This window comes from Cuneatibacter caecimuris (assembly GCF_004216775.1).
In the GTDB taxonomy this organism is placed as follows: Bacteria; Bacillota; Clostridia; order Lachnospirales; family Lachnospiraceae; genus Cuneatibacter; species Cuneatibacter caecimuris.
This window is the reverse complement of sequence record NZ_SGXF01000001.1, coordinates 1,086,649-1,108,320: the sequence shown is the minus strand read 5'-3', so window position 1 is coordinate 1,108,320 and position 21,672 is coordinate 1,086,649. Positions and strand designations below refer to the sequence as shown.

Annotated in this window: 21 protein-coding genes; 15 read left to right on the top strand and 6 right to left on the bottom strand. The window is 49.7% G+C overall.

Annotated features, from left to right (window positions below; genetic code table 11):
- Nucleotides 1–7: 7 nt before the first annotated feature.
- Entirely contained in the window at nucleotides 8–1,102 is a 1,095-nt protein-coding gene (locus EV209_RS05310) for an aldo/keto reductase (protein WP_130433742.1), read from the top strand.
- An 18-nt stretch (nucleotides 1,103–1,120) separates the two neighbouring features.
- Here EV209_RS05310 and EV209_RS05305 read toward each other — a convergent pair whose 3' ends face one another.
- Nucleotides 1,121–1,789, bottom strand: a complete 669-nt coding sequence (locus EV209_RS05305; protein ID WP_130433740.1) for an ECF transporter S component — start codon at nucleotides 1,787–1,789, stop codon at nucleotides 1,121–1,123.
- 216 nt (nucleotides 1,790–2,005) lie between these two features.
- Here EV209_RS05305 and EV209_RS05300 point away from each other — a divergent pair, with 216 nt between their 5' ends.
- Together EV209_RS05300 and EV209_RS05295 are read left to right on the top strand one after the other, a co-directional pair.
- Nucleotides 2,006–5,932 carry an efflux RND transporter permease subunit gene (locus tag EV209_RS05300; RefSeq protein WP_130433738.1) on the top strand — a complete coding sequence of 1,309 codons (3,927 nt, stop codon included), beginning with the start codon at nucleotides 2,006–2,008 and terminating at the stop codon, nucleotides 5,930–5,932.
- Nucleotides 5,901–6,593 (top strand): DUF2812 domain-containing protein, encoded by a 693-nt coding sequence (locus tag EV209_RS05295; RefSeq protein WP_130433736.1) that lies wholly within the window; start codon nucleotides 5,901–5,903, stop codon nucleotides 6,591–6,593. The genes EV209_RS05300 and EV209_RS05295 overlap by 32 nt, the downstream gene beginning before the upstream one ends.
- A 254-nt stretch (nucleotides 6,594–6,847) precedes the next feature.
- Here EV209_RS05295 and EV209_RS05290 read toward each other — a convergent pair whose 3' ends face one another.
- Nucleotides 6,848–7,051, bottom strand: coding sequence for a hypothetical protein (locus tag EV209_RS05290; protein WP_130433734.1), 204 nt, complete (start codon nucleotides 7,049–7,051; stop codon nucleotides 6,848–6,850).
- A gap of 145 nt (nucleotides 7,052–7,196) precedes the next feature.
- Between EV209_RS05290 and EV209_RS05285 the strand changes: the two genes are divergently transcribed.
- The 3 genes from EV209_RS05285 to EV209_RS05275 are packed head-to-tail and all read left to right on the top strand — an operon-like array spanning nucleotide 7,197 to nucleotide 9,253.
- A complete protein-coding gene (locus EV209_RS05285) occupies nucleotides 7,197–7,733 on the top strand; it encodes a free L-methionine (R)-S-oxide reductase MsrC (protein ID WP_130433732.1) in 537 nt (178 codons plus the stop codon).
- On the top strand, nucleotides 7,699–8,415 hold the full coding sequence (locus EV209_RS05280) for an acyl-[acyl-carrier-protein] thioesterase (protein WP_130434201.1): 717 nt from the start codon (nucleotides 7,699–7,701) through the stop codon (nucleotides 8,413–8,415). Before EV209_RS05285 ends, EV209_RS05280 begins: the two co-directional genes overlap by 35 nt.
- 1 nt (nucleotide 8,416) lies before the next feature.
- Nucleotides 8,417–9,253, top strand: coding sequence for a CvfB family protein (locus EV209_RS05275; RefSeq protein WP_130433730.1), 837 nt, complete (start codon nucleotides 8,417–8,419; stop codon nucleotides 9,251–9,253).
- Between the two features lie 2 nt (nucleotides 9,254–9,255).
- Here the strand turns inward: EV209_RS05275 and EV209_RS05270 are convergent, their stop codons facing one another.
- The 3 genes from EV209_RS05270 to EV209_RS05260 all read right to left on the bottom strand — a co-directional run bounded on the left by EV209_RS05270 (nucleotide 9,256) and on the right by EV209_RS05260 (nucleotide 12,365).
- Nucleotides 9,256–9,675, bottom strand: a complete 420-nt coding sequence (locus tag EV209_RS05270) for a helix-turn-helix domain-containing protein (protein ID WP_279387332.1) — start codon at nucleotides 9,673–9,675, stop codon at nucleotides 9,256–9,258.
- Between the two features lie 193 nt (nucleotides 9,676–9,868).
- Nucleotides 9,869–10,999: a tyrosine-type recombinase/integrase gene (locus tag EV209_RS05265; RefSeq protein WP_130433726.1), complete on the bottom strand. Its 1,131-nt coding sequence runs from the start codon at nucleotides 10,997–10,999 to the stop codon at nucleotides 9,869–9,871.
- Nucleotides 11,000–11,159: 160 nt separating this feature from the next.
- A complete protein-coding gene (locus EV209_RS05260; protein ID WP_243647498.1) occupies nucleotides 11,160–12,365 on the bottom strand; it encodes an SNIPE associated domain-containing protein in 1,206 nt (401 codons plus the stop codon).
- Nucleotides 12,366–12,540: 175 nt separating this feature from the next.
- Here EV209_RS05260 and EV209_RS05255 point away from each other — a divergent pair, with 175 nt between their 5' ends.
- Nucleotides 12,541–12,750 (top strand): helix-turn-helix domain-containing protein, encoded by a 210-nt coding sequence (locus tag EV209_RS05255; RefSeq protein WP_243647497.1) that lies wholly within the window; start codon nucleotides 12,541–12,543, stop codon nucleotides 12,748–12,750.
- 318 nt (nucleotides 12,751–13,068) lie between these two features.
- Here EV209_RS05255 and EV209_RS05250 read toward each other — a convergent pair whose 3' ends face one another.
- Nucleotides 13,069–13,476 (bottom strand): helix-turn-helix domain-containing protein, encoded by a 408-nt coding sequence (locus EV209_RS05250; RefSeq protein WP_130433724.1) that lies wholly within the window; start codon nucleotides 13,474–13,476, stop codon nucleotides 13,069–13,071.
- A 308-nt stretch (nucleotides 13,477–13,784) separates the two neighbouring features.
- Here EV209_RS05250 and EV209_RS05245 point away from each other — a divergent pair, with 308 nt between their 5' ends.
- From EV209_RS05245 to EV209_RS05210, 8 genes are all read left to right on the top strand, one after another.
- Nucleotides 13,785–13,994, top strand: coding sequence for a hypothetical protein (locus tag EV209_RS05245; protein WP_130433722.1), 210 nt, complete (start codon nucleotides 13,785–13,787; stop codon nucleotides 13,992–13,994).
- Nucleotides 13,982–14,623, top strand: a complete 642-nt coding sequence (locus EV209_RS05240) for a transglycosylase SLT domain-containing protein (RefSeq protein WP_130433720.1) — start codon at nucleotides 13,982–13,984, stop codon at nucleotides 14,621–14,623. Before EV209_RS05245 ends, EV209_RS05240 begins: the two co-directional genes overlap by 13 nt.
- Nucleotides 14,620–14,847 carry a hypothetical protein gene (locus tag EV209_RS05235; RefSeq protein WP_130433718.1) on the top strand — a complete coding sequence of 76 codons (228 nt, stop codon included), beginning with the start codon at nucleotides 14,620–14,622 and terminating at the stop codon, nucleotides 14,845–14,847. Before EV209_RS05240 ends, EV209_RS05235 begins: the two co-directional genes overlap by 4 nt.
- Before the next feature lie 152 nt (nucleotides 14,848–14,999).
- Entirely contained in the window at nucleotides 15,000–15,389 is a 390-nt protein-coding gene (locus tag EV209_RS05230) for a hypothetical protein (protein ID WP_130433716.1), read from the top strand.
- Nucleotides 15,389–16,543 (top strand): DUF2800 domain-containing protein, encoded by a 1,155-nt coding sequence (locus EV209_RS05225; protein WP_130433714.1) that lies wholly within the window; start codon nucleotides 15,389–15,391, stop codon nucleotides 16,541–16,543. Before EV209_RS05230 ends, EV209_RS05225 begins: the two co-directional genes overlap by 1 nt.
- A 17-nt stretch (nucleotides 16,544–16,560) precedes the next feature.
- Nucleotides 16,561–17,112, top strand: a complete 552-nt coding sequence (locus EV209_RS05220; protein ID WP_130433712.1) for a DUF2815 family protein — start codon at nucleotides 16,561–16,563, stop codon at nucleotides 17,110–17,112.
- 6 nt (nucleotides 17,113–17,118) lie between these two features.
- Nucleotides 17,119–19,095: a DNA polymerase gene (locus EV209_RS05215; protein ID WP_130433710.1), complete on the top strand. Its 1,977-nt coding sequence runs from the start codon at nucleotides 17,119–17,121 to the stop codon at nucleotides 19,093–19,095.
- Nucleotides 19,096–19,103: 8 nt separating this feature from the next.
- Nucleotides 19,104–21,518, top strand: coding sequence for a virulence-associated E family protein (locus EV209_RS05210; RefSeq protein WP_130433708.1), 2,415 nt, complete (start codon nucleotides 19,104–19,106; stop codon nucleotides 21,516–21,518).
- The last annotated feature ends 154 nt before the right edge of the window (nucleotides 21,519–21,672 follow it).

The window sequence follows — 21,672 nt, the reverse complement described above, 5'->3', positions numbered from 1 at the left end:
CATTGTTATGGAATACAGAATCAACAAAAAAACGGGGGATAAAATCAGCGTGATCGGGCTGGGTACCAGCTATATATCCGAAGCGGATGAAAAAGAGGCGGTGGAAGCGCTGCAGCTGGCCCATGCCAACGGGATTAACTATGCGGACCTGGCTACCGCGGGCGCAAAAACCTTTGGATATTATGGCAGGGCATTCGCAAAATGCCGTCGGGAGATGTATTATCAGGTGCACTTCGGCGCTAATTATGAGACTGGCGAATACGGGTGGACGATTGAATTGGAGAAGGTGAAAAAGCAGGTTGACTGGATGCTTTGGGAATTGAAGACGGATTATGTGGACTATGGTTTCATACATTGCCTTGACAGCTGTTCGGACTGGCAGGCATACCAGAAAAACGGAGTGCTGGAATACCTTCTGGACATGAAAAAACAGGGCGTGGTGAAACATCTGGGCCTTTCCACCCATACCCCTTCTCTGGCCAATGAGGTATTGGATGCCGGGCTTGTGGAACAGCTGATGTTTTCCATCAATCCGGCCTATGACTACCATCATGGAGAGTACGCCAACGGCAGCGCAAAAGAGCGGATGATGCTGTACAAAAGATGCGAAGCAGAGGATGTGGGCATTTCTGTCATGAAACCATTTTCCGGAGGGCAGTTGCTGGACGAAAAGACCTCGCCTTTTGGAAAGGCGCTGACCAGATACCAGTGCATTCAATATGCCCTGGACAAACCGGGAGTGCTGACAGTGCTGCCCGGCATCCGGAATGCCGGGGACGTTCGGGAGCTGCTGGGATTCTTGGAGGCGGGGACTGAAGAAAGGGATTATTCTGTGCTGGGAACCTTCACGCCCGGGGACGCGGAAGGAATATGCGTTTACTGCAATCACTGCCATCCCTGCCCCATGGGACTGAATGTGGGGCTGATCAATAAATATTACGATCTTGCCGCGGCAGGCGACAGCATGGCCGCAGACCATTATGCGAAGCTGGAAAAACATGCTTCGGAATGCGTCGAATGCGGCCATTGCGAACAGCGCTGTCCCTTCCATGTGAAACAATCTGAAAGAATGAAGCTGATTGCAGATTATTTTGGAAAATAGAAATTGCTGAAAAAGGGCTCAGAAGAGCCTTTTTTTCATACTCAGGAGCACTTTTCCGATCACTGTGGTGAGAACGGCGGCCACCAGGGCTTCAGGAATGCCGTTGGTAAAAATAATGCCCAGAATAAAGGAATAGAGAGTATTAAAGGCCACGTTCTGTGCGGCGGCATAGGACTGGCCGAACAGGAAATAGATCAGGTTCATAACCAAAATTGTGTTTGTGATAGAACCGATCAGGCCGGCGGCGGGAAGGGCGATAAAGTCCCGGAATTTGCCCTTTTCAGGATTGCCGGAGCCGGCTTCCTTTGCGAAAATACGCGCCAGAGCGTTAACGCCTTTATAGGTATATGCAGCAGTAACACCAACCAGTATGCGGGGAACGAAACAGATGATCAGGCTCTGGAAACCGCCGTTTGCCACAAAAGGGGAAAATACAAAGGATGAGAGGCTGAAATTATAGGTGTTGTTGATGAGGCTGGTCAGTCCGAATACGAAGCCGAGAAAAGCGCCGTACTTCGGCCCCAGCAGAATGGCCCCGATAATCACGGGGATGTGGATGGTAGTCGCTTTGATGGCGACGAGATTGATGTACCCCATATAGGGCACAAACGCCATGACCAGGATGATGGCGGAAAAAATACCGGCCAGCACCATGGCGCGGGTCTTCTGAGACCTTGTTTGATTCATTTTTATCCTCCTTGCTACTGTTCTCCCTGTCTGGCGGGAACGCTCCCGCGGAGATACAATGCAATTTTTATTATAGCAACCGGTCTTGAAATGTCAATGATGGTCAGGAGATTTCCTTAAAAGAATATAAAATCGGGCCTACTTTGCTTGACGGGGTAATATTTTCGGAATATGCTAAAAGATATTATGAAAAGTGCTGTCTGACAGGAGGAATTTATGTTATCAAAGTTCAGTGTGAAAAAGCCGTATACAGTGGTGGTGGCTGTGGCCCTGGTTCTGGTGCTGGGAGTGATTTCTTTTACAAGAATGACCACAGATCTGCTTCCAAGCATGAATTTTCCGTATCTGGTGGTGGTGACGACGTATCCGGGAGCCAGCCCTGAAGAAGTGGAGCAGACGGTTACTGTGCCGGTGGAACAGGTGGCCGCGACTACCAGCAATCTGAAATCGCTTAATTCGACATCCAGTGAGAATATGTCCATGGTGATCTGTGAATTCGAGGACGGAGCGAATATGGATACGGTGCTGATCGAAATGAGGGAGAACCTGGACCAGGTGACAGGCTATTGGCCGGATGAGGTGGGATCGCCTCTCATGATGAAAATTAATCCCGATATGCTTCCTGTGATGACGGCGGCGGTGGAGATTGCCGGGCTGGATTCCGCGGCTCTTGGCATTAAAGTGGAAAATGATATTCTTCCGGCAGTGGAAAGCGTGGAGGGCGTGGGTTCAGCCAGCTCTTCCGGCGGAGTGGAACAGTCCGTACAGGTGGTGCTGCGCCAGGAGAAAATTGATGAAATGAACCAGCAGATTGTGGCGAAGCTGGATGAGAAATTTGGCGAAGCCAGACAGAAGCTGGAAGAAGCAAAGGGACAGATAGAAGAAGGCCAGCAGCAGGTGGAGGCAGGCCAGCAGGCGCTGACCCAGCAGATACCAGATGCGGAGAACCAGCTGAATTCAGCAAATACCCAGACTCTGGAGGGGGAGATTGCATTGAATGAAGCTCTTTCGGAACTGCTGGCAAAGGAAGTGCAGCTGGCATATCAGGAGGCTCAGCTGCAGAGTACGGAAACACAGCTGCAGGGGATACAGCTGATCCTGAACGGGGCTTCGGGCAGCATGAAGGACTTGATGGATAAGCTGGAAAAAGCCAGGGCGGAATTGGAGGCGATTAAGAACAACAATACTCTTCCCGAAGAGGAAAAAACGGAACTGATCCGGCAGCTGGAGGAGCAGATCGCCAAGCTGGAGGCTCAGCTCAAGGGAATCAGCGATACTCTGGAAGCTATGGGCATGACCGCGGCAGGCACGCTGGAAGACATGTCTGCCTATGTGCAGCAGAAACAGGAACAGCTGGCAGAAGGAAAAGCAGCTCTGGCCCAGGCGAAGCAGGCGATAGAAACAGGAAAACAAAAGATAGAGGAAAGCCGCGCCCAACTGAAAGAAGGCAGAGGCACTATTTCAGAACAGCTGGCAGTCCTTAACCAGAAAAAAGCAGAGGCGGAGCAGCAGCTGGAGCAGGGAAAGGAAGCCCTGGCGGAAGGACAGAAGGTGCTGGAAGAGCAGACCGCCAATTTTGACGCCCAGCAGCAGGCGGCGTATGACGCGGCTGACCTGAATCAGATCATTACTATTGATATGATTGGAAAAATGCTGACAGCTCAGAACTTTTCCATGCCGGCCGGATATATTTCCGCAGAAGGAGTGGATTACCTGGTACGGGTAGGAGACAAACTGGGGTCCACTGAGGAGATGGAACAGATGGTTTTGTTTGACCTCGGTGTGGAGGGAATGGAACCGATCTGCCTGGGAGACGTGGCCGATGTATCTGTAGTGGATAATTCCGACCAAGTCTATGCAAAGCTGAATGGAAATGACGGGCTGATCCTGACCATGCAGAAGCAGACAGGATACTCCACTGCAGAAGTGTCAGACGCGATCCAGGAGCGATTTGAGCAGCTGGAGAAGACGGAAGAGGGGCTGCATTTTACCATCCTGATGGACCAGGGCATTTATATTGATATGGTGGTGGATTCTGTCCTGCAGAATATGCTGATCGGCGGTTTGCTGGCCATTTTTGTCCTGCTTTTTTTCCTGAAAGATCTGAAGCCCACGGTGATCATTGCATGTTCCATCCCCATCAGTATTTTGTTCGCGATTGTGATGATGTATTTTTCCGGGGTTACCCTGAACATCATTTCACTGTCCGGCCTGGCGCTGGGTGTGGGCATGCTGGTGGATAATTCCATCGTGGTCATAGAGAACATATACAGGCTGCGGTCCCTGGGAGTGCCGGCAAAAGAGGCTGCTGTGCGTGGGGCCAAAGGAGTGGCGTCTGCAATCATGGCGTCCACACTGACTACTGTAGCAGTATTTTTGCCAATTGTTTTTGTGGAGGGAATTACCAGGCAGCTGTTTGTGGATATGGCTCTGACCATCGGATATTCTTTGCTGGCCAGCCTGATTGTTGCCCTGACCCTGGTGCCGATGATGTCCGCAGGAATGCTGGTCAGGGACAAAAAAGTATCCCATCCCTTGCTGGAGAAAATCCAGAATGCCTATGGAAAGAGCGTTGGCTGTGCGTTAAAGCACCGGGCCGCGGTGCTGCTGGCGACGCTGGCGCTTTTGATTGCCAGTGTGTTTGGCGCTTTATCAAACGGCACGGCGTTTATTCCGGCCATGGAGAGCAATCAGATGTCTGTTAAAATCCAGATGCCCGAAGGTTCGGAGTTTGCGGATACCGCGGAGATGGCGGATGCAGTATCAGACGCAGCCCTAGCAGTGGAAGGCGTAGATTCTGTGGGAGCAATGATCGGCGGAGGCGGCATGATGGCAATGATGGGAGGCTCTTCCTCAGGCGGCAGCAGTGCGGCTGACTCAGCCACCCTGTATGTGATTATGAAAGAAGATTATAAAGACGGCCTGGATAAAATAAAAAAAGAGATTGAGGAACGCACCAGGGATCTGGACTGCGAAGTAAAAATAAGCTCTGAGAGTATGGATATGAGCGCTTTAGGAGGTTCCGGCCTTTCTGTGGTGGTCAGGGGGAGAGACCTTGACAAACTGCAGGAGCTGGCAAAACAGGCTGCGGCTGTTGTCACAGAGGTAGAAGGTACAGTTGAGGTATCCGACGGAATTGAGGAAACCACTCCGGAGTACCGGTTCGTGGTGGACCGGGAAAAAGCTGCGGCAAAAGGACTGACAACAGCTCAGGTTTACGCGGCCCTGGCGGCAGAGCTGGCGGATGCCCAGTCCGTAACCACTCTTCAGACAGAAGCCAGAGATTACAGCGTTTATGTGAGCAGCGATTCGGACACAGAAAAATCGTTAGATACGCTGAAGGAGCTGAAGCTTTCCGGCACTGTGCAGGGACAGAAGGAAGAAGTGCAGCTGATGGATGTGGTGAAGCTGGAAAAGGCGGAGGGCCTGTCTTCTATCCACCGGGAAAGCCAGCAGAGAACATTAACAGTTTCCGCGGAGATTGACGATGACCATAATATCGGCCTGGTATCTGCTGAAGTGGAACGCAGGCTGAAAGAGATGGAGGTTCCTGAAGGGTTTTCTGTTCAGATAGAGGGGGAGAGTGAAACCATTAATAGTGCTCTGAATGATCTGATTTTGATGCTGGTGCTGGCAGTAGTGCTGATGTACATGATTATGGTGGCGCAGTTCCAGTCTCTGCTGTCTCCATTCATCATTATGTTTACCATACCGCTGGCCTTTACCGGCGGACTGCTGGCTCTCTTCTTTACCGGCAGTGAGGTGAGCGTCATTGCCATGATCGGTTTCGTAATGCTGGCAGGTATTATCGTAAACAATGGCATTGTGCTGGTGGACTATATTAACCAGCTGAGAGATTCCGGCATGGATCGGCGGGAGGCGATTATGGAAGCAGGCCGCACCAGATTGCGCCCGATTGTAATGACAGCCTTGACAACGATCATGGGATTGTCTATCATGGTATTTAGTCAGGGTATGGGAGCGGATATGACCCGGCCTTTGGCGCTGGTGACCATCGGAGGGCTGATTTACGGCACATTCCTGACGCTGTATGTGGTTCCCTGTATTTACGATCTGTTTGCTCGGCGCAGAAAAGCGCCGGTAGAGATAAATGAAACGGATGGAGGAGAAGAAAGTGAATAAAAAGTACAACAGGCTGTTTCTGCTGGACGCAGTGTACGGGCAGGAAAAATGGCTGAATAAAATGGCGCAGAGAGGGCTGCGCCTGGTATCAGTGAATTATACTGCCTATGAATTTGAAACCTGTGATCCGGGACAGTATGAATACCACATTGAGGTAGTCAAAGGAAAGACAAAGGAAGAAATCCTGGACCGCCAGAGATATCTCGCGCGCCGGGGGATTAAGTCAATTCCCAAAAGCATCAGCAATAACAGGACTGTTGGAAATGCGAAGGCGCATTCCATTGGGTCAGGAGAGAGCCAGGTGGTGATTGTGCCGGATCTGAAGCTTCCGGAGCTGCTGATACTGGAGCGCACGAAGGATTCCAGGGAGTTTGAAATACACGCTGATACAGCAGTGCGGGATAAGTATTATCAGAGGCTGCGCACCGTTGTCACCATGGTGGAATTCTGCCTGATGATTCTGGTGGTCACTGTAGCGCTGACAGCCAACGGGTCTCCGTTCCTCACAGGATTGGTTCTGGTGATGGTGGCGGTGATCCTATGGCTTGCTTTTACCCTTTCCAGGCTGACAGAACAGGCTTTTCATTTTAAAGAGCAGAAGCGTATGAGAAAAGAACAGCTCAGAAAGCAGCAGGAAGAGGAGCAGAAAAGGCAGGGCTGATTAAGAGGGGAGTCGCGAAGAGGCGGCAGATAAAATTCCGGAGGCTCCATGCCTTACGGCTATAGCCTCCTCCGTTTTTTCTGCCGCCTCTTTGCTGAAGCTCCTTCTGGCTGAGGTTGGTGTGTGCTGATCCACCCTCTTTTTACTGGCATGAGGGCAGTTTCTTAATATTATGGACATAAAAAGGAGCTGCGCACTGATTATTTTGGTGCGGCAGCTCCTTGCGATAAACTGATCAATTCCCCCAATGTGTATTATCCCAGATTGATTTGTACCGGTACGAACATCATAGAATCATATGCTGAATTCAGTCTGGCAATATTCGCTTCCTCATCATAGGATTTTTTCGGAACGGAAGCTATGTTCTGTGTGGTCTGGCGTTTCTTCAGCGTTTTCTGTAATGTGTCGCGGTCCAGTGTGGACAACCGGGGAGTTTTACCATATGTGTCCTCTTTCATGGAAACACCTCCTCTATGCTATACAGTATAAAAGGTGACTGTGAACAGCACATGTATAAGATATTAAATAAGAATAAAGTTAAGAACGTTTATGTTCAATTTTTGTATAAAATATGTAATAATTTTGTAAATGGAGGCGGCGTAAATGAGCGGATTGGATTTTATTTACCCGGAGGATCCGGAAGAGTTTTATGACGTTTTGCTGGTACAGCTGAAGAACCTTCTGGAGGGAGAACGTCAGCTGATCGCCGGCCTGTCTAATGCTGCGGCGCTGCTGTACCGGGCTTTGCCGGAAGTGAGCTGGGCAGGGTTTTATCTGTACCGTCAAGGGGGGCTTTTGCTGGGACCGTTTCAGGGCAAGCCTGCCTGTATCCGCATCCCTGTGGGAAAAGGGGTATGCGGCGCGGCTCTGGAGGCTGGGAAAACGCAGCTGGTGGCGAATGTGCTGGAGTATCCGGGACATATAGCCTGCGACAGCGCAGCCAGATCAGAGCTGGTGATTCCGATCTATGCAGGGGGCGGCATCGCGGGCGTACTGGATCTGGACAGCCCTCAGACAGCCAGATTTGATCAGGTAGACGCGGCTCGTCTGAGGGAAGCGGCGGGGATTCTTGCAGAAATGCTGGACTGGCCGGGAAAGGATTATGATGTATACATTTCAGAGCAGAATCAGATACAGTGAAACAGATGAAGACGGCAGGCTGAGGCTGAACGCGCTGATCAACTATTTTCAGGACTGCAGCACCTTTCATTCGGAGGACTGCGGGATAGGATTGGAGTGGCTGAAGCAAAGGAATCGGGTCTGGGTGCTCAACTCCTGGCAGATTTTGATTGACCGGTATCCGGATTTGGGAGAAAATGTATTGATCGGGACAAGTCCCTATGATTTTCGGGGGATGTTTGGATACAGGAATTTTTGGATGACGGATGATCAGGGCAGGTACCTGGCCAGAGCCAATTCAATTTGGGTTCTCTTGGATACGGAAAGCGGCCGCCCGGTTAAAGTTCAGCCGGAGGATGTGGAGCCATATGGAAACGATAAGCCTCTTGTAATGCCTGAAATGGGCAGAAAGATCAGGCTTCCTGAAGGCGGAGAAAAGCAGGAGCCTATTATTGTGAGGCCTTATCAGTTAGATACAAACCATCACGTGAATAATGGGCAGTATGTGGAAATGGCAAGGGACTGTATCCCCCCGGGATTTCAGGTTCAGGAACTGCAGGCGGAGTACAGGAAGCAGGCGGTATTGGGGGACGAATTGACGCCCAGAGTACAGAAAAATGAGAATGGCTGGATTGTGAGCCTTGAAAATGGAGAAGGACTGCCATATGCGATTGTGAAGTTGCTGGGCGGGCATGGTGAATGAGATGATTGAACTGGGAAAAGTACAGAAACTGACTGTGATCAGAGAAAAGAAATTTGGGATTTATCTTGGAGAAAAGGGCAGCGCTGAAGGAGTTCTTCTTCCTGCAAAGCAGGTGCCGGAAGGAACTGTGCTTGGAGATGAGCTTGAGGTTTTTATCTACAGGGATTCAGGAGACCGGCTGATCGCCACTACAAGACGGCCGTACCTGCAGATGGGAGAAACCGCGGTGCTGGAGGTGGCAGACCTGGCCGGAATCGGGGCATTCCTGAATTGGGGCCTGGAAAAGGATCTGCTTCTGCCCCACAGGGAACAGACCAGAGAACTGAAGAAAGGCGACCGGATTTTAGCTGCTTTGTATGAGGACCGGAGCAGGCGGCTGTGTGCCACAATGAGGGTATATGATTATTTGTCAGGGGAGAGCCCCTATCAGCCGGAAAACATGGTTTCCGGAACCGTATATCAGGTTAATCCTCAGGTAGGAGTGTTTGTCGCGGTGGATAACAAGTACTATGGATTGATTCCTGCGGGGGAAGTATTCCGGGAATACCAGATCGGAGATTCTGTAGCTGCCAGGGTTGTCCGGGTGCGCGAGGACGGCAAGCTGGATCTGGCTGCACGCAGGCAGGCATATCTTCAGATGGACGATGATGCTGAAATGCTCTTTGGGGAGATCGAAAAAAGAGGCGGCAGCCTGCCTTTTGGAGAAAAGGCAGACCCGGAGCTGATCCGCTCGGAACTGCATTTGAGTAAGAATGCATTCAAGCGCGCTCTCGGCCGTCTCTTAAAAGAAGAAAAAATTGTTATTGAAGAAAATGGTATCCGAATGATAAAAAAATAAAGTCAGCAGCGCGCGCCGGGCCGGAATTGCGCTTTATCCCGCCGGGCCGTCAGATAGTGGGAGCACATTTGATAAACAGCCATCAGCTCCTCTGGAGAACAGGTGGCGATCAAAACCAGAAGCCGGTGGGAGAGCTCCTGGCGCTGCGCGTCCGGAAAAAGGAGCGCGGGCGGCAGAGGATGACGTCCAGTGATCAGATAATCATAGGAAAGCTGGAAATGCCGGCTGAGCTGTTCCGCCAGGCTGCGGGACAGCGGCCTGACATCCCTTTCTACCGCGCCCAGGTAGCTGACAGATATCCCCAGACAACGGCTGAGCTGGCGCTGCGTCATACCGGCGTTGCGCCGAAGGCGTCGGATGCGCCTGCCTGTGGATTCAATATTTGAATTTTCATATAGTTCCGTTGTGAGCCCTTCTTTCACAAATGGCCGGAAAAAACATAACCACACCAATCATAAGTGGAAACAAGGCGGAAGGTAAGTAACAAATTGTTACATCTGGGCATTTTTCAGGAATGTCCTAAAATAAGGGAAAGTGCCGTGATATCAATGCTTTGCGGCACTTTATTTAATTCCACATAATGTCTAAAAATGCCATATGAAATCGTCTGGATAGTCACAAGTTTGTCACAACGATTTTCTCTATTTCAGTTCGCAGATCGTCCAGCGTCCGATGCCCGTATATCCTGTTGGTAATGTCGGCTCCGAAGCTGTGCCCCAGCATCCGTTTCCGGTCGTTCTCAGCAACCTTATATTCCTCGCACAGCGCAGAAAATGTATGCCGACAATCGTGCGGGGTATGGCGACCTATCTGTAACGCTTCCAAAGCCGCATACATCGATTTTCTGAACGTTGCGGTTGATTCGGGCATCAGCTCCCCATAATCGGACATGCGGCGTTCTACGAGCGGCAGAATGGCAGAGTGAATCGGGACGATTCTCCCTTTACTAGCTGCTGTTTTGATCCCTCCCTTGAAGAACCCTTCCTCCAGATTCGCCTCCAAGGATTTGTATGCCGTCAGGCGGAAGCCTGAATAGCACATTATCAAAATCATAGATATGGTTTCATTGTCTTGATTTTTCCATAGGCTTTCCAACTCTTCTTTCGAAAATGGCGTTCCATGTTCGTCATCCTCTGAAGTATTAATTTGTATGTGCGCAGCCTGGTTTTTTTCCACCAGCTCATATATGATCGCATACCGATAGATCTGTTTCAGAAATGTTACAATAAACTCTTTTGTTGCTGTTCCATGCGGGCAGGCATCAATCACCTTCTGCAGATCGGCATGCTTCAGGTCTGCAAATATCTTTTCATGCAAGGGCTTGCAATTCTTATATCCTTTCGTTGTGGCGTCCTTACTTGATTTTGAGTATTCTTTCCCGGATTCATATTTATACTTCCAAAAATCCTTATAAACCTGAGAAAAAGTCGGCCTCTCCTCCACAGCGTTACCGGTTATGCGGTTATAGTCCGCCAGCAGCCGCTGAATGAGTACATCAGCCTGTTTGCTGTCCGGAACCTCTATTTCCATCCCGGGAGTGTAGGTCCCGGCCTTATAGGCGTTCAGCACCAGAAATCCCCTCGTCCAGCTATCAACGTAGCACAAGGCTTTGGAAGGCTTGAATCCATACGGTGTCCGTTCCGTGGCAGGCGGATGGACCGCATATGGGTTCCTGCGGCCTTCTCCCAAGTATCGGATCGAACCAAATCCGTTAGGAAGTTTTGGATATTTTTTTCGTTTTGCCATTGTATCATCCTCCGAAATGGGTAAAAATGGGTACAAAAAGAACAGGTGATGTTGACACCTGCCCGCATAGGATGATACAATACTATTGTCTATAGGGTGTATCTCCTCTGCGGGATATACTTGCCGTCCTGGTGCTGGTAACACTGGGACGGTTTTTATTTTATGACTTGCGCATTCTTTCACTGATGCGAAATTGTTCAGCGTCTGGAACATCGACAAATTCAACTGTTTTATCAAAGTTTTTCCGTACAACTTCTTTTATTTCGTCAAGCGTAACATGGAAAAATTCACGGCGCTGATTAACCATATTCAATTTACGGTCCTCGAATGCCCGGTGAAGAGCGGCTTCAAGCGCAGGTGCATCATCAGAGAAAATCATTGCGTGGACATCAAAATTAAACGGAACAGAAGCATCCCCCAGCTCATCAACACGATCCTGTGGATCTAATCTCCTGGTCATTCCAATTTTATAAATGTTTTCTCCAAATGCACCAATGTTTGAAATCACATAGACATAGCCTGCCTTCATATTGGCCTGCCGATAATCAATGTCTGTTAGTGCTTTGTCAATAGAATCGATTTGTTTTTCCAATTCTGATTTTTTTGCAAGCAAATCAGGATCATTGGGATTGGCCATCAACTGATCGTTTATTCTCTTGAAGGCTGTTTGGTAATGTGTTTGTTCTTTTTCAATTTTCTTTCTCTGTTCTTCGATTTCTTTTTGAATTTTAGCCTGTTCGCGCTGTTCTGCACGCGCCGCTTTCTGTTCCTCTTTCTCTTCCTGCTTCTTCTGCTGATACTCGAAAGCAAGTCTTAATTCCTTAACCTTAGCTTCGAGATATTGTCCGGTAATTGATATTTCCATTATCGTTCCTAATTTCGAAATCGCTTCGGATGATTTATATATCTTATTTAACGATGCATCAAAGTTAGTGTATTTCACTTTGGATATTAATTCATCGCACTCACTATTAAAAGCCCTCAGAAGCAGTTTTTGTGTATCGGTTACTAATTTGCGACCCTTGGCGGCATTTCCGTTTACTTGCCAGTCTGTTCTTCCAGTAACTGCGTGATTGTTTTTTATAAGATCTTTTTGGCGCATGCGGATTTTTGCAAGTTCTTCTTTGTAATCCAACGCAGAAGCAAAATCAAATTGTGGCTGGTATAATCCAAATTCTTGGACTAAGATCTCATCATCAAGGTTCACGATTTGCTTTGATTTGCCGCGAATGACAGAATCGAGGGAAGATATATTATAATTTTTCTCCTTGATTTTCTCATTTAATTCCAGTATTTGATCGCTTAAATTATTTTTATTCTTCTGAAGTTTTTCAATCTCAGCTTTTAATTTAATTACATCCTGCATTTCCGGGGTCATTAAAGTTTTCAGGTATTCCTATTCTTTTTGCAAAGACTCTAATTCATTTTTGAATTGCTTCCCCTTGAAAGTATCCAATATACTCATAATTTTCCTCCATTCAGCATTTGCTGATAGTATTTTTTTATTCGCAATCGCACACCATATGCAAAAGAGGTGCACGATGAGAATACGAGTAATATATCATTTGTCAGAAATCATGTACGACCGCAACCTATCAGAGCGGGAGTTATCCAGGATGTCCGGCGTTTCAAAAACCACAATTAACAATATCAACAATGGCAGAAAACATCCCAACGGGGAAACCCTGTGTATGCTGGCGTCGGCGCTGAAAATCCCGGTAGGGGACCTTATTTCTTACAAACTGCAATAAGTGGTCACTATAGTGACCGAATATTTCCCCAGATGAGAGAATTTTAAATCACTCCGTATATATGTATGTACCAGATAGAGGTAAATCTGGTAACTATAATACAGAACAGATGTTTGTGCGCAACCCTTGACATATGTTCGATATTGCGCTATTATAATGTCAACGGAACGCCGCAAACAATCTGAGATGGGGAGGTTTACATATGGATTATTTCGAAGAATTCGAAGCGCTGTACAAAAAACTGGACAAAGGAGATATTGCTTTTGTCAAAATTCTCTATACTTTGGTGCTTCGGCATCTGGAGAGGAAGGGGAAGGTCTAACCTTCCTCTTCCTTTATGCGTTCAACAAGACCAGATGTGTATTTCCTTATTACCTGCTTGCTTTTTTCATCCAGCTCATAGTAATATTTCATCGCTTCAAGGATGATCTTATAAAATGAATCATTTTTATTTTCTATAACTTCAGAGATAATATCACCAATCTCATCTGTCGGTAAATGATCAATGAACATTTCTCCCTCTCCATATCTTAGCCATCTCTCATTTACTTTCAATTTTTCGCATATTAAGTTATAAATTGGTTCTTTTTGCTCCGGACGCTTTAATCTGTTATATTCTATGTTACCTATGACATCTCTTGTTGTCCCAAGCATCTTTCCAAACTCAGATTGCGACATTCCCATATTATTTCTTAATAATTTTATGCGCTCATGAATCTCCATCATATTCACCACCTTTTCCTAAATTATATCAGGTTAATCGTCGTTAGTCAACACAAAAAAATAAAAAAATTATGTTAAATTCGTTGACAAACGCATAAATGTGATGTATAATTCGTTTATCAACGATAAATAGAGAGGAGTGATTAATACGAAAACTGTAGATGTACAGGACATTAAGGCCAGAGTAGAAGACCTGAAATATCTGTCAGAGCATGATCCTGTTAATTTTAATGGGGTATGCAGTGCAATTTATCTTATGCGGCTTAGAAGCAATCTTGATGAGCCAGGGAAAGAGGAAGGAGGCAAAGAAAGTGCTCGAAAAATCTGAAAGAGTGCCCGTGCGGAAGGCTGCGGAAATGATTGGGTGCAGGCCATCAGAGATCCATTACCGCATGCTGCAGGGAGAGTGGGATCTGGGAGTGGTTGTCAAGGCTGTTCCGCCGGCGCAGAGAAACAGGTATCTGATATTCAGAGACAAGTTATATCGGTTCATGGGTAAGGAGATAACATGCAGCGACTAAATAAATACATCCTGGCTGGAGCACTGGCCCTGGTTGCGGAAATCGCACTGTTCGCGGTCCTGCCGATTCCGGAACCACAGGAAGCGCCGATCACCCACGCAGCACGCACAGAAGCCCCCACAGAGCCGATAACGGCGAAGGCCACAGAAATCCCCGTGGAGACAGTCAAGGCGGCATACATCGCCACGGAGACAGCCACAGAGACGCCCACAGAGCCAGAGACAATGCCCCCGGAGAGATACGATATCCCCTTACCGGAGGACCTGCAGGATTACCTGATTGCCACGGCCCACAGCTACGGTCTGGACCCGGCGCTGGTGATCGCAGTGATCTGGCGGGAGAGCTGTTACCAGGCGGATGCAGTCGGGGATGCCGGACAAGCAATCGGGCTGATGCAGATACAGCCCCGGTGGCACCAGGAGCGTATGCGCCGGTTGGGAGTAACTGATCTGGCAGACCCGCGCAGCAATATATTGGTGGGGTGCGATATCCTGGCGGAGGTGATCGGGCAGTATGGCGTGACCGGAGGGCTGACGTATTACCGGTGGGGTCGGTCAGAGGGTGATGGAGCGTATGCAGCGGAGGTGCTGGCATATGCAGGAACAATGGAAGGAGGAGAATCAAGATGACATATAAAGAAAAATTGCAGCAGGAACATCCTGATTATGTAGATAAAAAATATAGTGGGGGATGCCTGCTATGCCCGTACAGTTACGGATATGAAAGTTCTGAAAACTCAGAGCATGCCTGTTTGAAATTGAAAGGGGACTGCGAAGCCTGCTGGAACAGGGAAATCCCTGGAACGCAAAGAACCGCTGAGGCGGCAACCCCAGACGGTTCAGAAAACAACTAGATCAACACTATATTATCCGGAAATCCGGCAAAAGTCAAGACTGGCCGCCAAGGAGTATTTAAGGAAGCGGCCAGCCAGAAACTGAAGCACTACTATTATACCACATATCAGAGATAATTCAATATTAAAATTCTTGTAAAAGGAGAAAAACTATGAAAATCACAATCGAAGCAACATCTATGGAAGAACTGCAGGAAGCCCTGCAGCACCTGACGGGGAAAGAAATCACCAGAGAAGCTGTCCTGCAGGATATCGCGCCGGCGGAAGTACCGTTTCCCGCAGCACGGGTACAACCCGCTCCAGTAGCGCAGCCAGTTCAGGCAGCACCGGTGCCGGCAGCGCCTGAACCTGAACCGGAAGCCCCGCAGGCGGAACCCATAGTCTACAGCATGACTGACGTAAGGGGCGTCCTGTCAAACCTGACAAAAGCCGGGAAGAAAGCACAGGTGCAGGAGCTGATCAGAAGCTTCGGCGTGGACAAGCTCTCCCAGATCCCGGAAGACCGGTACCCGGAAGTGATGCAGAAAGCAGGTGAGCTGTAATGCATGCAAAGTTAAGCGCCAGCGGGGCGCACCGGTGGATGGCATGTACGCCATCCGCCAACCTGGAGGAACAGTTTCCGGATAAGTCATCCGAGTATGCAGAGGAAGGGACGCTGGCGCACAGCCTGGCAGAGCTGATCCTGCGATACAACAACAATGAAATCTCCAAAAAAACCTATTCCACGCGGCTGAACAAGCTGAAAAAAGACCCATTATACAGCCAGGAGATGCAGGAATACGTGGAAGATTATGCTCTTCAGGTCTGGGAACAGATCAATGAAGTAAAAGCTGCCTGCCCGGACGCCCAGGCACTGTTCGAACAGAGGCTTGATTTCTCCGATTATGTACCAGAAGGCTTTGGCACCGGGGATGTAGTGATCATTGCAGATGACATGCTCCAGATAATCGATCTCAAGTATGGAAAGGGAGTGGGCGTATCCGCCATCGGCAATCCCCAGCTCAGGCTCTATGGCCTGGGAGCCTGGCTGGAACACTCCATGCTGTACGATATCCGGCGTATCCGGATGACCGTCGTTCAGCCCCGGCTTGAGAATGTTTCCACAGAAGAACTGAGCATCGAAGAACTTCTTGACTGGGCGGAGACAGAAGTGAAGCCCAGGGCCCGTCTGGCTATGGAGGGAGAAGGGGAATTCTGTGTGGGAGACCACTGCCGTTTCTGTAAGGCCTTCGCCACCTGCCGGGCACAGAAAGACCATCAGATGGAGCTGGCAAAGTATGAGTTTGCGGATTCGGAGCTGCTGGATGATTCCGAGATCGGGGAAGTATTATCCAGGGTGGATGCCCTGGCGAAATGGGCGGAAGCGGTCAAGGATTATGCCTTTGACCAGGCCCTGAACCATGGCGTGCATTATGATGGCTGGAAGCTGGTGGAGGGGCGCAGCAACCGCAGATACATAGATGATACCCGAGTGGCTGAAGTGCTACAGAAAGCAGGATATCATGAGATATACAAGCCGAAAGAGCTCCAGGGGATTACCGCTATGGAGAAGCTGATCGGAAAGAAGCAGTTTGCCGATCTGCTGGACGGCCTGGTGGAAAAACCGGAAGGGAAACCTGTGCTGGTCCCACAAACGGATAAACGTCCGGAACTGGACAGCGCTGAGAAAATTAAAAACGAATTTAACGAACTGTAAAAAAGGAGAATAAGATTATGAGCACAAAAGTAGTAACCGGAACAGTAAGATTTTCATACCTGAATGTATTTAAGCCGAAAGCCATTACAGAAGGGCAGGACCCGAAATATTCGGTCAGCCTGTTGATTCCCAAAGAGGATAAAGCAACCCTGCGGAAAATCCGCGATGCCATTGAGGCCGAAAAGAAGGCAGGCGCTGCAGAGAAGTGGAAGGGGAAGGTACCTGCAAACCTGAAAACGCCCTTAAGGGACGGGGATGTAGAGAGAGCGGATGAACACCCGGAATACGAAGGGATGTATTTCCTCAATGCCAGCTCTTCCGAGAAGCCGATCCTTCTGGATGAGACCAAAGAAGAGGTCCTGGATCAGACGGAACTCTACAGCGGCTGCTGGGGCCGGGCAAATGTGAATTTCTATTGTTTTGACGTGAACGGAAACCGGGGGATTGCCGTGGGCCTGAACGCCCTTCAGAAAAAGCGGGATGATGAGCCTCTGGGGGGCATGATCACAGTGGAATCAGCTGCTGCCGATTTTGATGATGATGACGATGATGACGGCATGTTAGGATGATGGCCTATGCACATCATGAATGTAGACATCGAAACCTATTCAGACGTAGATATTAAGACAGCCGGGGCTTACGCATATGCGGAAAGCCCCGCATTCGAAATACTGCTGATCGCCTATAAGATTGATGACGGGCCGGTGGAAGTGATCGATATGACGAAAGACGATATGGAAACAATAAACAGCCATTATTGCTTCCACTCCCTGTTGTGGAATCCCCAATATATCAAGACTGCCTATAACGCCAACTTTGAGCGTACCTGTCTTGCCGCACACTATAAAAAGCCGATGCCGCCGGAGCAGTGGCGGTGTACGGCAGTCCATGCAGCTACCCTGGGGCTTCCGGCAACACTGGGGGCGGTAGGCGAGGCACTGGGGCTGCTGGAGGACCAGCAGAAGGATAAGACCGGCAAAAGCCTCATCCAGTACTTCTGCAAACCCTGTAAACCAACAAAAACCAACGGCGGGCGAACCCGGAACCTTCCTGAAGATGCCCCGGAGAAATGGGCGCAGTTCGTGGAATATAACCGGCAGGATGTGGTGACGGAGAGTGTGATCCGGGAGAAGCTGTCGATCTATCCGATACCAGAGGAAGAACAAAGGCTCTGGGAACTGGATCAGCATATGAATGACCGTGGCATCCGTCTGGACATGCATCTGGTGCGGAATATCCTTGCCTTTGATGTGATTTATCATGAGCGCCTGATCCAGGAGGCCAGGGAGATCACCGGACTGGATAACCCAAACAGCCTGGCGCAGCTGAAAGCCTGGCTTCAGCAGACATATGGAATAAAAATAAAATCCATTACTAAAGATACGATACCTGAAATAATAGAAGACCTGCGGAAACTGCCGAATTCTGGCCCCGGTTTGCGGATGCTGGACATCCGGAAGGAACTGGGAAAGACCTCCACAAAGAAATACGCTGCAATGGAGAATGCGGTATGCCATGACGGATATCTGCGGGGCATCCTGCAGTTCTATGGGGCCAACCGAACCGGGCGGTGGGCGGGGCGCATTGTCCAGGTCCATAACCTGCCCCAGAATAAGATCCCGGATCTGGATTATGCAAGGCAGCTTGTATCGGAAGGAGATTTCGAAACGCTGGAGCTGCTGTTTGAGGGAGTGCCCTTTGTATTCTCTCAGCTGATCCGGACAGCTTTCATCCCGTCTCCTGGCTGCAGGTTCTGCGTGGCGGATTTCTCCGCCATCGAAGCGCGGGTGATCGCATGGCTGGCCCAAGAAGAATGGCGGCTGGAAGTGTTCCGGACCCATGGAAAGATCTACGAAGCATCTGCCTCCCAGATGTTCCATGTGCCGATTGAGAATATTAAGAAGGGCAGTAAGCTGAGACAGCAGGGAAAAGTGGCTGAACTGGCTTTAGGATATGGCGGGGCCTTTGGGGCGATTAAGGCTATGGATAAGGCAGGGAGTATCCCGGATGAGGAAATCCCTATGCTAGTTGCCAACTGGCGGAAGGCCAGCCCCAATATCTGCCGGTTTTGGCGGGATGCGGAAGCCGCGGCGAAAATTGCCATCCGTGAACGCCGGACCGTGAAGCTGAAGAACGGGATCACCTTTTCCTATATTAACCGGATACTCTTCATCCGGCTGCCGTCAGGCCGTAAATTGGCGTACTTTGATGCGCGGGTGGAAGAGACACAGAAAGGGGAATCCATCACCTATGCTGGGGTGAAACAGGACACGAAGCGATGGGGAAGGCTGGAGACCTGGGGAGGAAAACTGGTGGAAAATATCGTGCAGGCGACTGCCAGGGATTGTCTGGCCGTGACCATGATGCGGGTAAGCCAGGCGGGATATCAGATCGTAATGAGCGTGCATGATGAAATAATTGTGGATGTGCCCAAAGAAGATAAAGACGCCCTGCAAAAGATCACGGACATCATGGCAATGGAGATTCCATGGGCGCCGGGGCTGCCGCTCAGAGGCGATGGATACGAGACGGGGTTCTATAAGAAAGATTAGGAGGCACTATGGGGATCGAAAAACCGGAGGACTATAAATTGCATATCGAGCATGACGGTTCCCTCATGATCGCGACTGGAAGAAGCCGGATGGAGAAAGATTGGCAGAACCGGTCATACACCTGGTCAAGGCTGCTGATGAAGCTCAGGAACCCCACCAGAACGCAGGAAACTTATGCGGAGTATATGAAACTGTCCAAAGCGGAGCAGGACAACATTAAAGATGTGGGAGGTTTCATCGGAGGAACCTTAAAGGGAGGGCGCCGGAAAGCGGACAGTGTACAGACCCGGCAGATCATCACTCTGGACGCCGACTTCGCCCCTCCGGGGTTGGCGGAAGAGCTGTTCCTGTACATAGACGGGGCCTATGCGGTGTATTCCACCCATAAGCACTGCCCGGAGAAGCCAAGACTGCGGATTCTGATCCCCCTTGACCGGGAAGTGACACCAGATGAGTATGAGGCTATCGGCAGGAAGCTGGCGGAGATGATAGGCATTGATTATTTTGATGATACCACCTATCAGCCCTGCCGGCTGATGTACTGGGGGTCTGTAGCAGCTGACGGACAATATGTGTTTGATTATGACGATTCTCCCTGGATCAACGCGGACAGCGTGCTGGCGCAATACCCTGACTGGACGGATACCAGCTACTGGCCGGAGAGCAGCCGGGCGGCGGAGGGGCGGAAACGGACGGCCAAAAAGCAGGGAGACCCCTGTGAAAAGAAAGGCCTGATCGGGGCCTTCTGCCGGACATATACCATCGACGAGGCAATAAGGGAATTTCTGCCGGACGTATACATCCCCTGTGCAGTTCCAGGACGTTACACCTATGCAGAGGGCTCTACGGCGGCCGGGCTGGTGATGTATGATGATAAGTTCGCCTACAGCAACCATGCCACTGACCCTGCAGGCGGAAAGCTGTGCAATACTTTTGATCTGGTGCGTATCCACAAATTTGGGGCGTTGGATGAGGACGCGGCGCCAGATACAGCAGGCACGAAGCTACCGAGCTATAAAGCCATGATGGATTTTGTACAGGAGGATAAGGAGACGAAGCTGACTCTGGGAAGGGAACGAAAACAGGAGGCCCTGGAAGACTTTGCAGACGATGACGGGGACGAATGGCTGTCCCTCCTTACCTATGATAAACGGGGGCTGGAAAACAGCCTGAACAATGCTGTCACTATCCTGCAGTATGACGAAGACCTGAAAGGACTGGTGTTCAACCAGATGGCGGATAACTTGGAATTCCGGGAGGACGCCCCGTGGAAGCGGTCGGGAAGATTCTGGCGGGATGCGGATGACGCACAGCTGGAAGCCTATATGGCAAAAAAATATACGGAATTCTCTAAGAACAAACTTATGTCAGCAATCACAAAGGTGGCGGATGACAGGGCATACCATCCTGTTCGGGAATATCTGGACGGACTGCCGGAATGGGACGGGGTCCCCCGGCTGGATACTCTTCTGGTAGATTATTTGGGCGCAGAAGATACAGATTATGTGCGTCAGGTGACACGCAAAACGCTCTGTGCCGCCATAGAACGGGTACGGCATCCGGGATGTAAGTTTGATACCGTGCTGGTCCTGTGCGGGCCGCAGGGGATTGGAAAAAGCACGCTGATCGCCAGGATAGGCGGGGAGTGGTTTTCCGATTCCCTGAATCTGGCGGATACCAAAGATAAGACCGCGGCGGAGAAGCTGCAGGGATACTGGATTATTGAAATTGGCGAAATGGCGGGTATGGGCAGCGCAGGGGTGAAAACCCTCAGGAGCTTCATCACCACCCAGGATGACCGGTACAGGGCTTCCTACGGACGCCGTGTGAGCTCCCATCCAAGACAGTGTATCCTGATCGGGACAACGAATTCCGAAGAGGGGTACCTGAACGATGTGGAAGGCGGGCGCCGGTTCTGGCCTGTGAACACTCCCTGCATCGGTGTTAAGAAAGTATGGGATATCACCCAGGAGGAGATTGACCAGATATGGGCGGAGGCTGTCAGGCGGGTGGAGGAAGGAGAATCCCTCATCCTGTCCGGAAATGTGGCCGAGGAGGCCAAAAAGCGTCAAAAGGAAGCCATGATCAGTGACCCCAGAGAAGAAAAGGTGCGGGAATACCTGGATATCATGCTGCCATCAGACTGGTATGAGCGTGATCTGGATAAGCGCCGGGACTTTCTGTATGGGACAGAACGGCCTGTCCCAGAGACACCTCTTAGAAGAGACTTTGTAAGTGCGCAGGAGATCTGGTGTGAGTGCTTTGGTAACAGTCTCACGAAGATGGAACGAAAAGATGCTTTTTTAGTAAAAACCATCATGGCAAAGCTAGAGGAGTGGGAATATTCGGGAGAGCGGAAACGCCTGGGAGCCGGATATGGGATGCAGAGGTTATACCGGCGTAGTGAGACATTTTTATTGTGACAATCTGTGACAAAGTGGTGTGACAATCTCTGATTTGTGACAATCTCTAAAAATTGAAGCTGTGACAATCTTGTTTTTGTCACAGAGATTGTCACAGGGATTGTCACAAAGAAAAACCAGTAAACATAGGGTTTACAAAGATTTGTGTGACAAT

Excerpts from the sequence above, each read along its gene's own strand:
- EV209_RS05295 (WP_130433736.1), top strand. The coding sequence starts at position 5,901 with ATGAAACGGATGGAGGAGAAGAAAGTGAATAAAAAGTACAACAGGCTG.
- EV209_RS05235 (WP_130433718.1), top strand. The coding sequence starts at position 14,620 with ATGACATATAAAGAAAAATTGCAGCAGGAACATCCTGATTATGTAGAT.
- EV209_RS05225 (WP_130433714.1), top strand. The coding sequence starts at position 15,389 with ATGCATGCAAAGTTAAGCGCCAGCGGGGCGCACCGGTGGATGGCATGT.
- EV209_RS05250 (WP_130433724.1), bottom strand. The coding sequence starts at position 13,476 with ATGATGGAGATTCATGAGCGCATAAAATTATTAAGAAATAATATGGGA.
- EV209_RS05210 (WP_130433708.1), top strand. The coding sequence starts at position 19,104 with ATGGGGATCGAAAAACCGGAGGACTATAAATTGCATATCGAGCATGAC.
- EV209_RS05265 (WP_130433726.1), bottom strand. The coding sequence starts at position 10,999 with ATGGCAAAACGAAAAAAATATCCAAAACTTCCTAACGGATTTGGTTCG.
- EV209_RS05275 (WP_130433730.1), top strand. The coding sequence starts at position 8,417 with ATGATTGAACTGGGAAAAGTACAGAAACTGACTGTGATCAGAGAAAAG.
- EV209_RS05290 (WP_130433734.1), bottom strand. The coding sequence starts at position 7,051 with ATGAAAGAGGACACATATGGTAAAACTCCCCGGTTGTCCACACTGGAC.
- EV209_RS05300 (WP_130433738.1), top strand. The coding sequence starts at position 2,006 with ATGTTATCAAAGTTCAGTGTGAAAAAGCCGTATACAGTGGTGGTGGCT.
- EV209_RS05285 (WP_130433732.1), top strand. The coding sequence starts at position 7,197 with ATGAGCGGATTGGATTTTATTTACCCGGAGGATCCGGAAGAGTTTTAT.
- EV209_RS05310 (WP_130433742.1), top strand. The coding sequence starts at position 8 with ATGGAATACAGAATCAACAAAAAAACGGGGGATAAAATCAGCGTGATC.
- EV209_RS05255 (WP_243647497.1), top strand. The coding sequence starts at position 12,541 with ATGAGAATACGAGTAATATATCATTTGTCAGAAATCATGTACGACCGC.
- EV209_RS05215 (WP_130433710.1), top strand. The coding sequence starts at position 17,119 with ATGCACATCATGAATGTAGACATCGAAACCTATTCAGACGTAGATATT.
- EV209_RS05220 (WP_130433712.1), top strand. The coding sequence starts at position 16,561 with ATGAGCACAAAAGTAGTAACCGGAACAGTAAGATTTTCATACCTGAAT.
- EV209_RS05260 (WP_243647498.1), bottom strand. The coding sequence starts at position 12,365 with ATGCAGGATGTAATTAAATTAAAAGCTGAGATTGAAAAACTTCAGAAG.
- EV209_RS05240 (WP_130433720.1), top strand. The coding sequence starts at position 13,982 with ATGCAGCGACTAAATAAATACATCCTGGCTGGAGCACTGGCCCTGGTT.
- EV209_RS05280 (WP_130434201.1), top strand. The coding sequence starts at position 7,699 with ATGTATACATTTCAGAGCAGAATCAGATACAGTGAAACAGATGAAGAC.
- EV209_RS05230 (WP_130433716.1), top strand. The coding sequence starts at position 15,000 with ATGAAAATCACAATCGAAGCAACATCTATGGAAGAACTGCAGGAAGCC.
- EV209_RS05305 (WP_130433740.1), bottom strand. The coding sequence starts at position 1,789 with ATGAATCAAACAAGGTCTCAGAAGACCCGCGCCATGGTGCTGGCCGGT.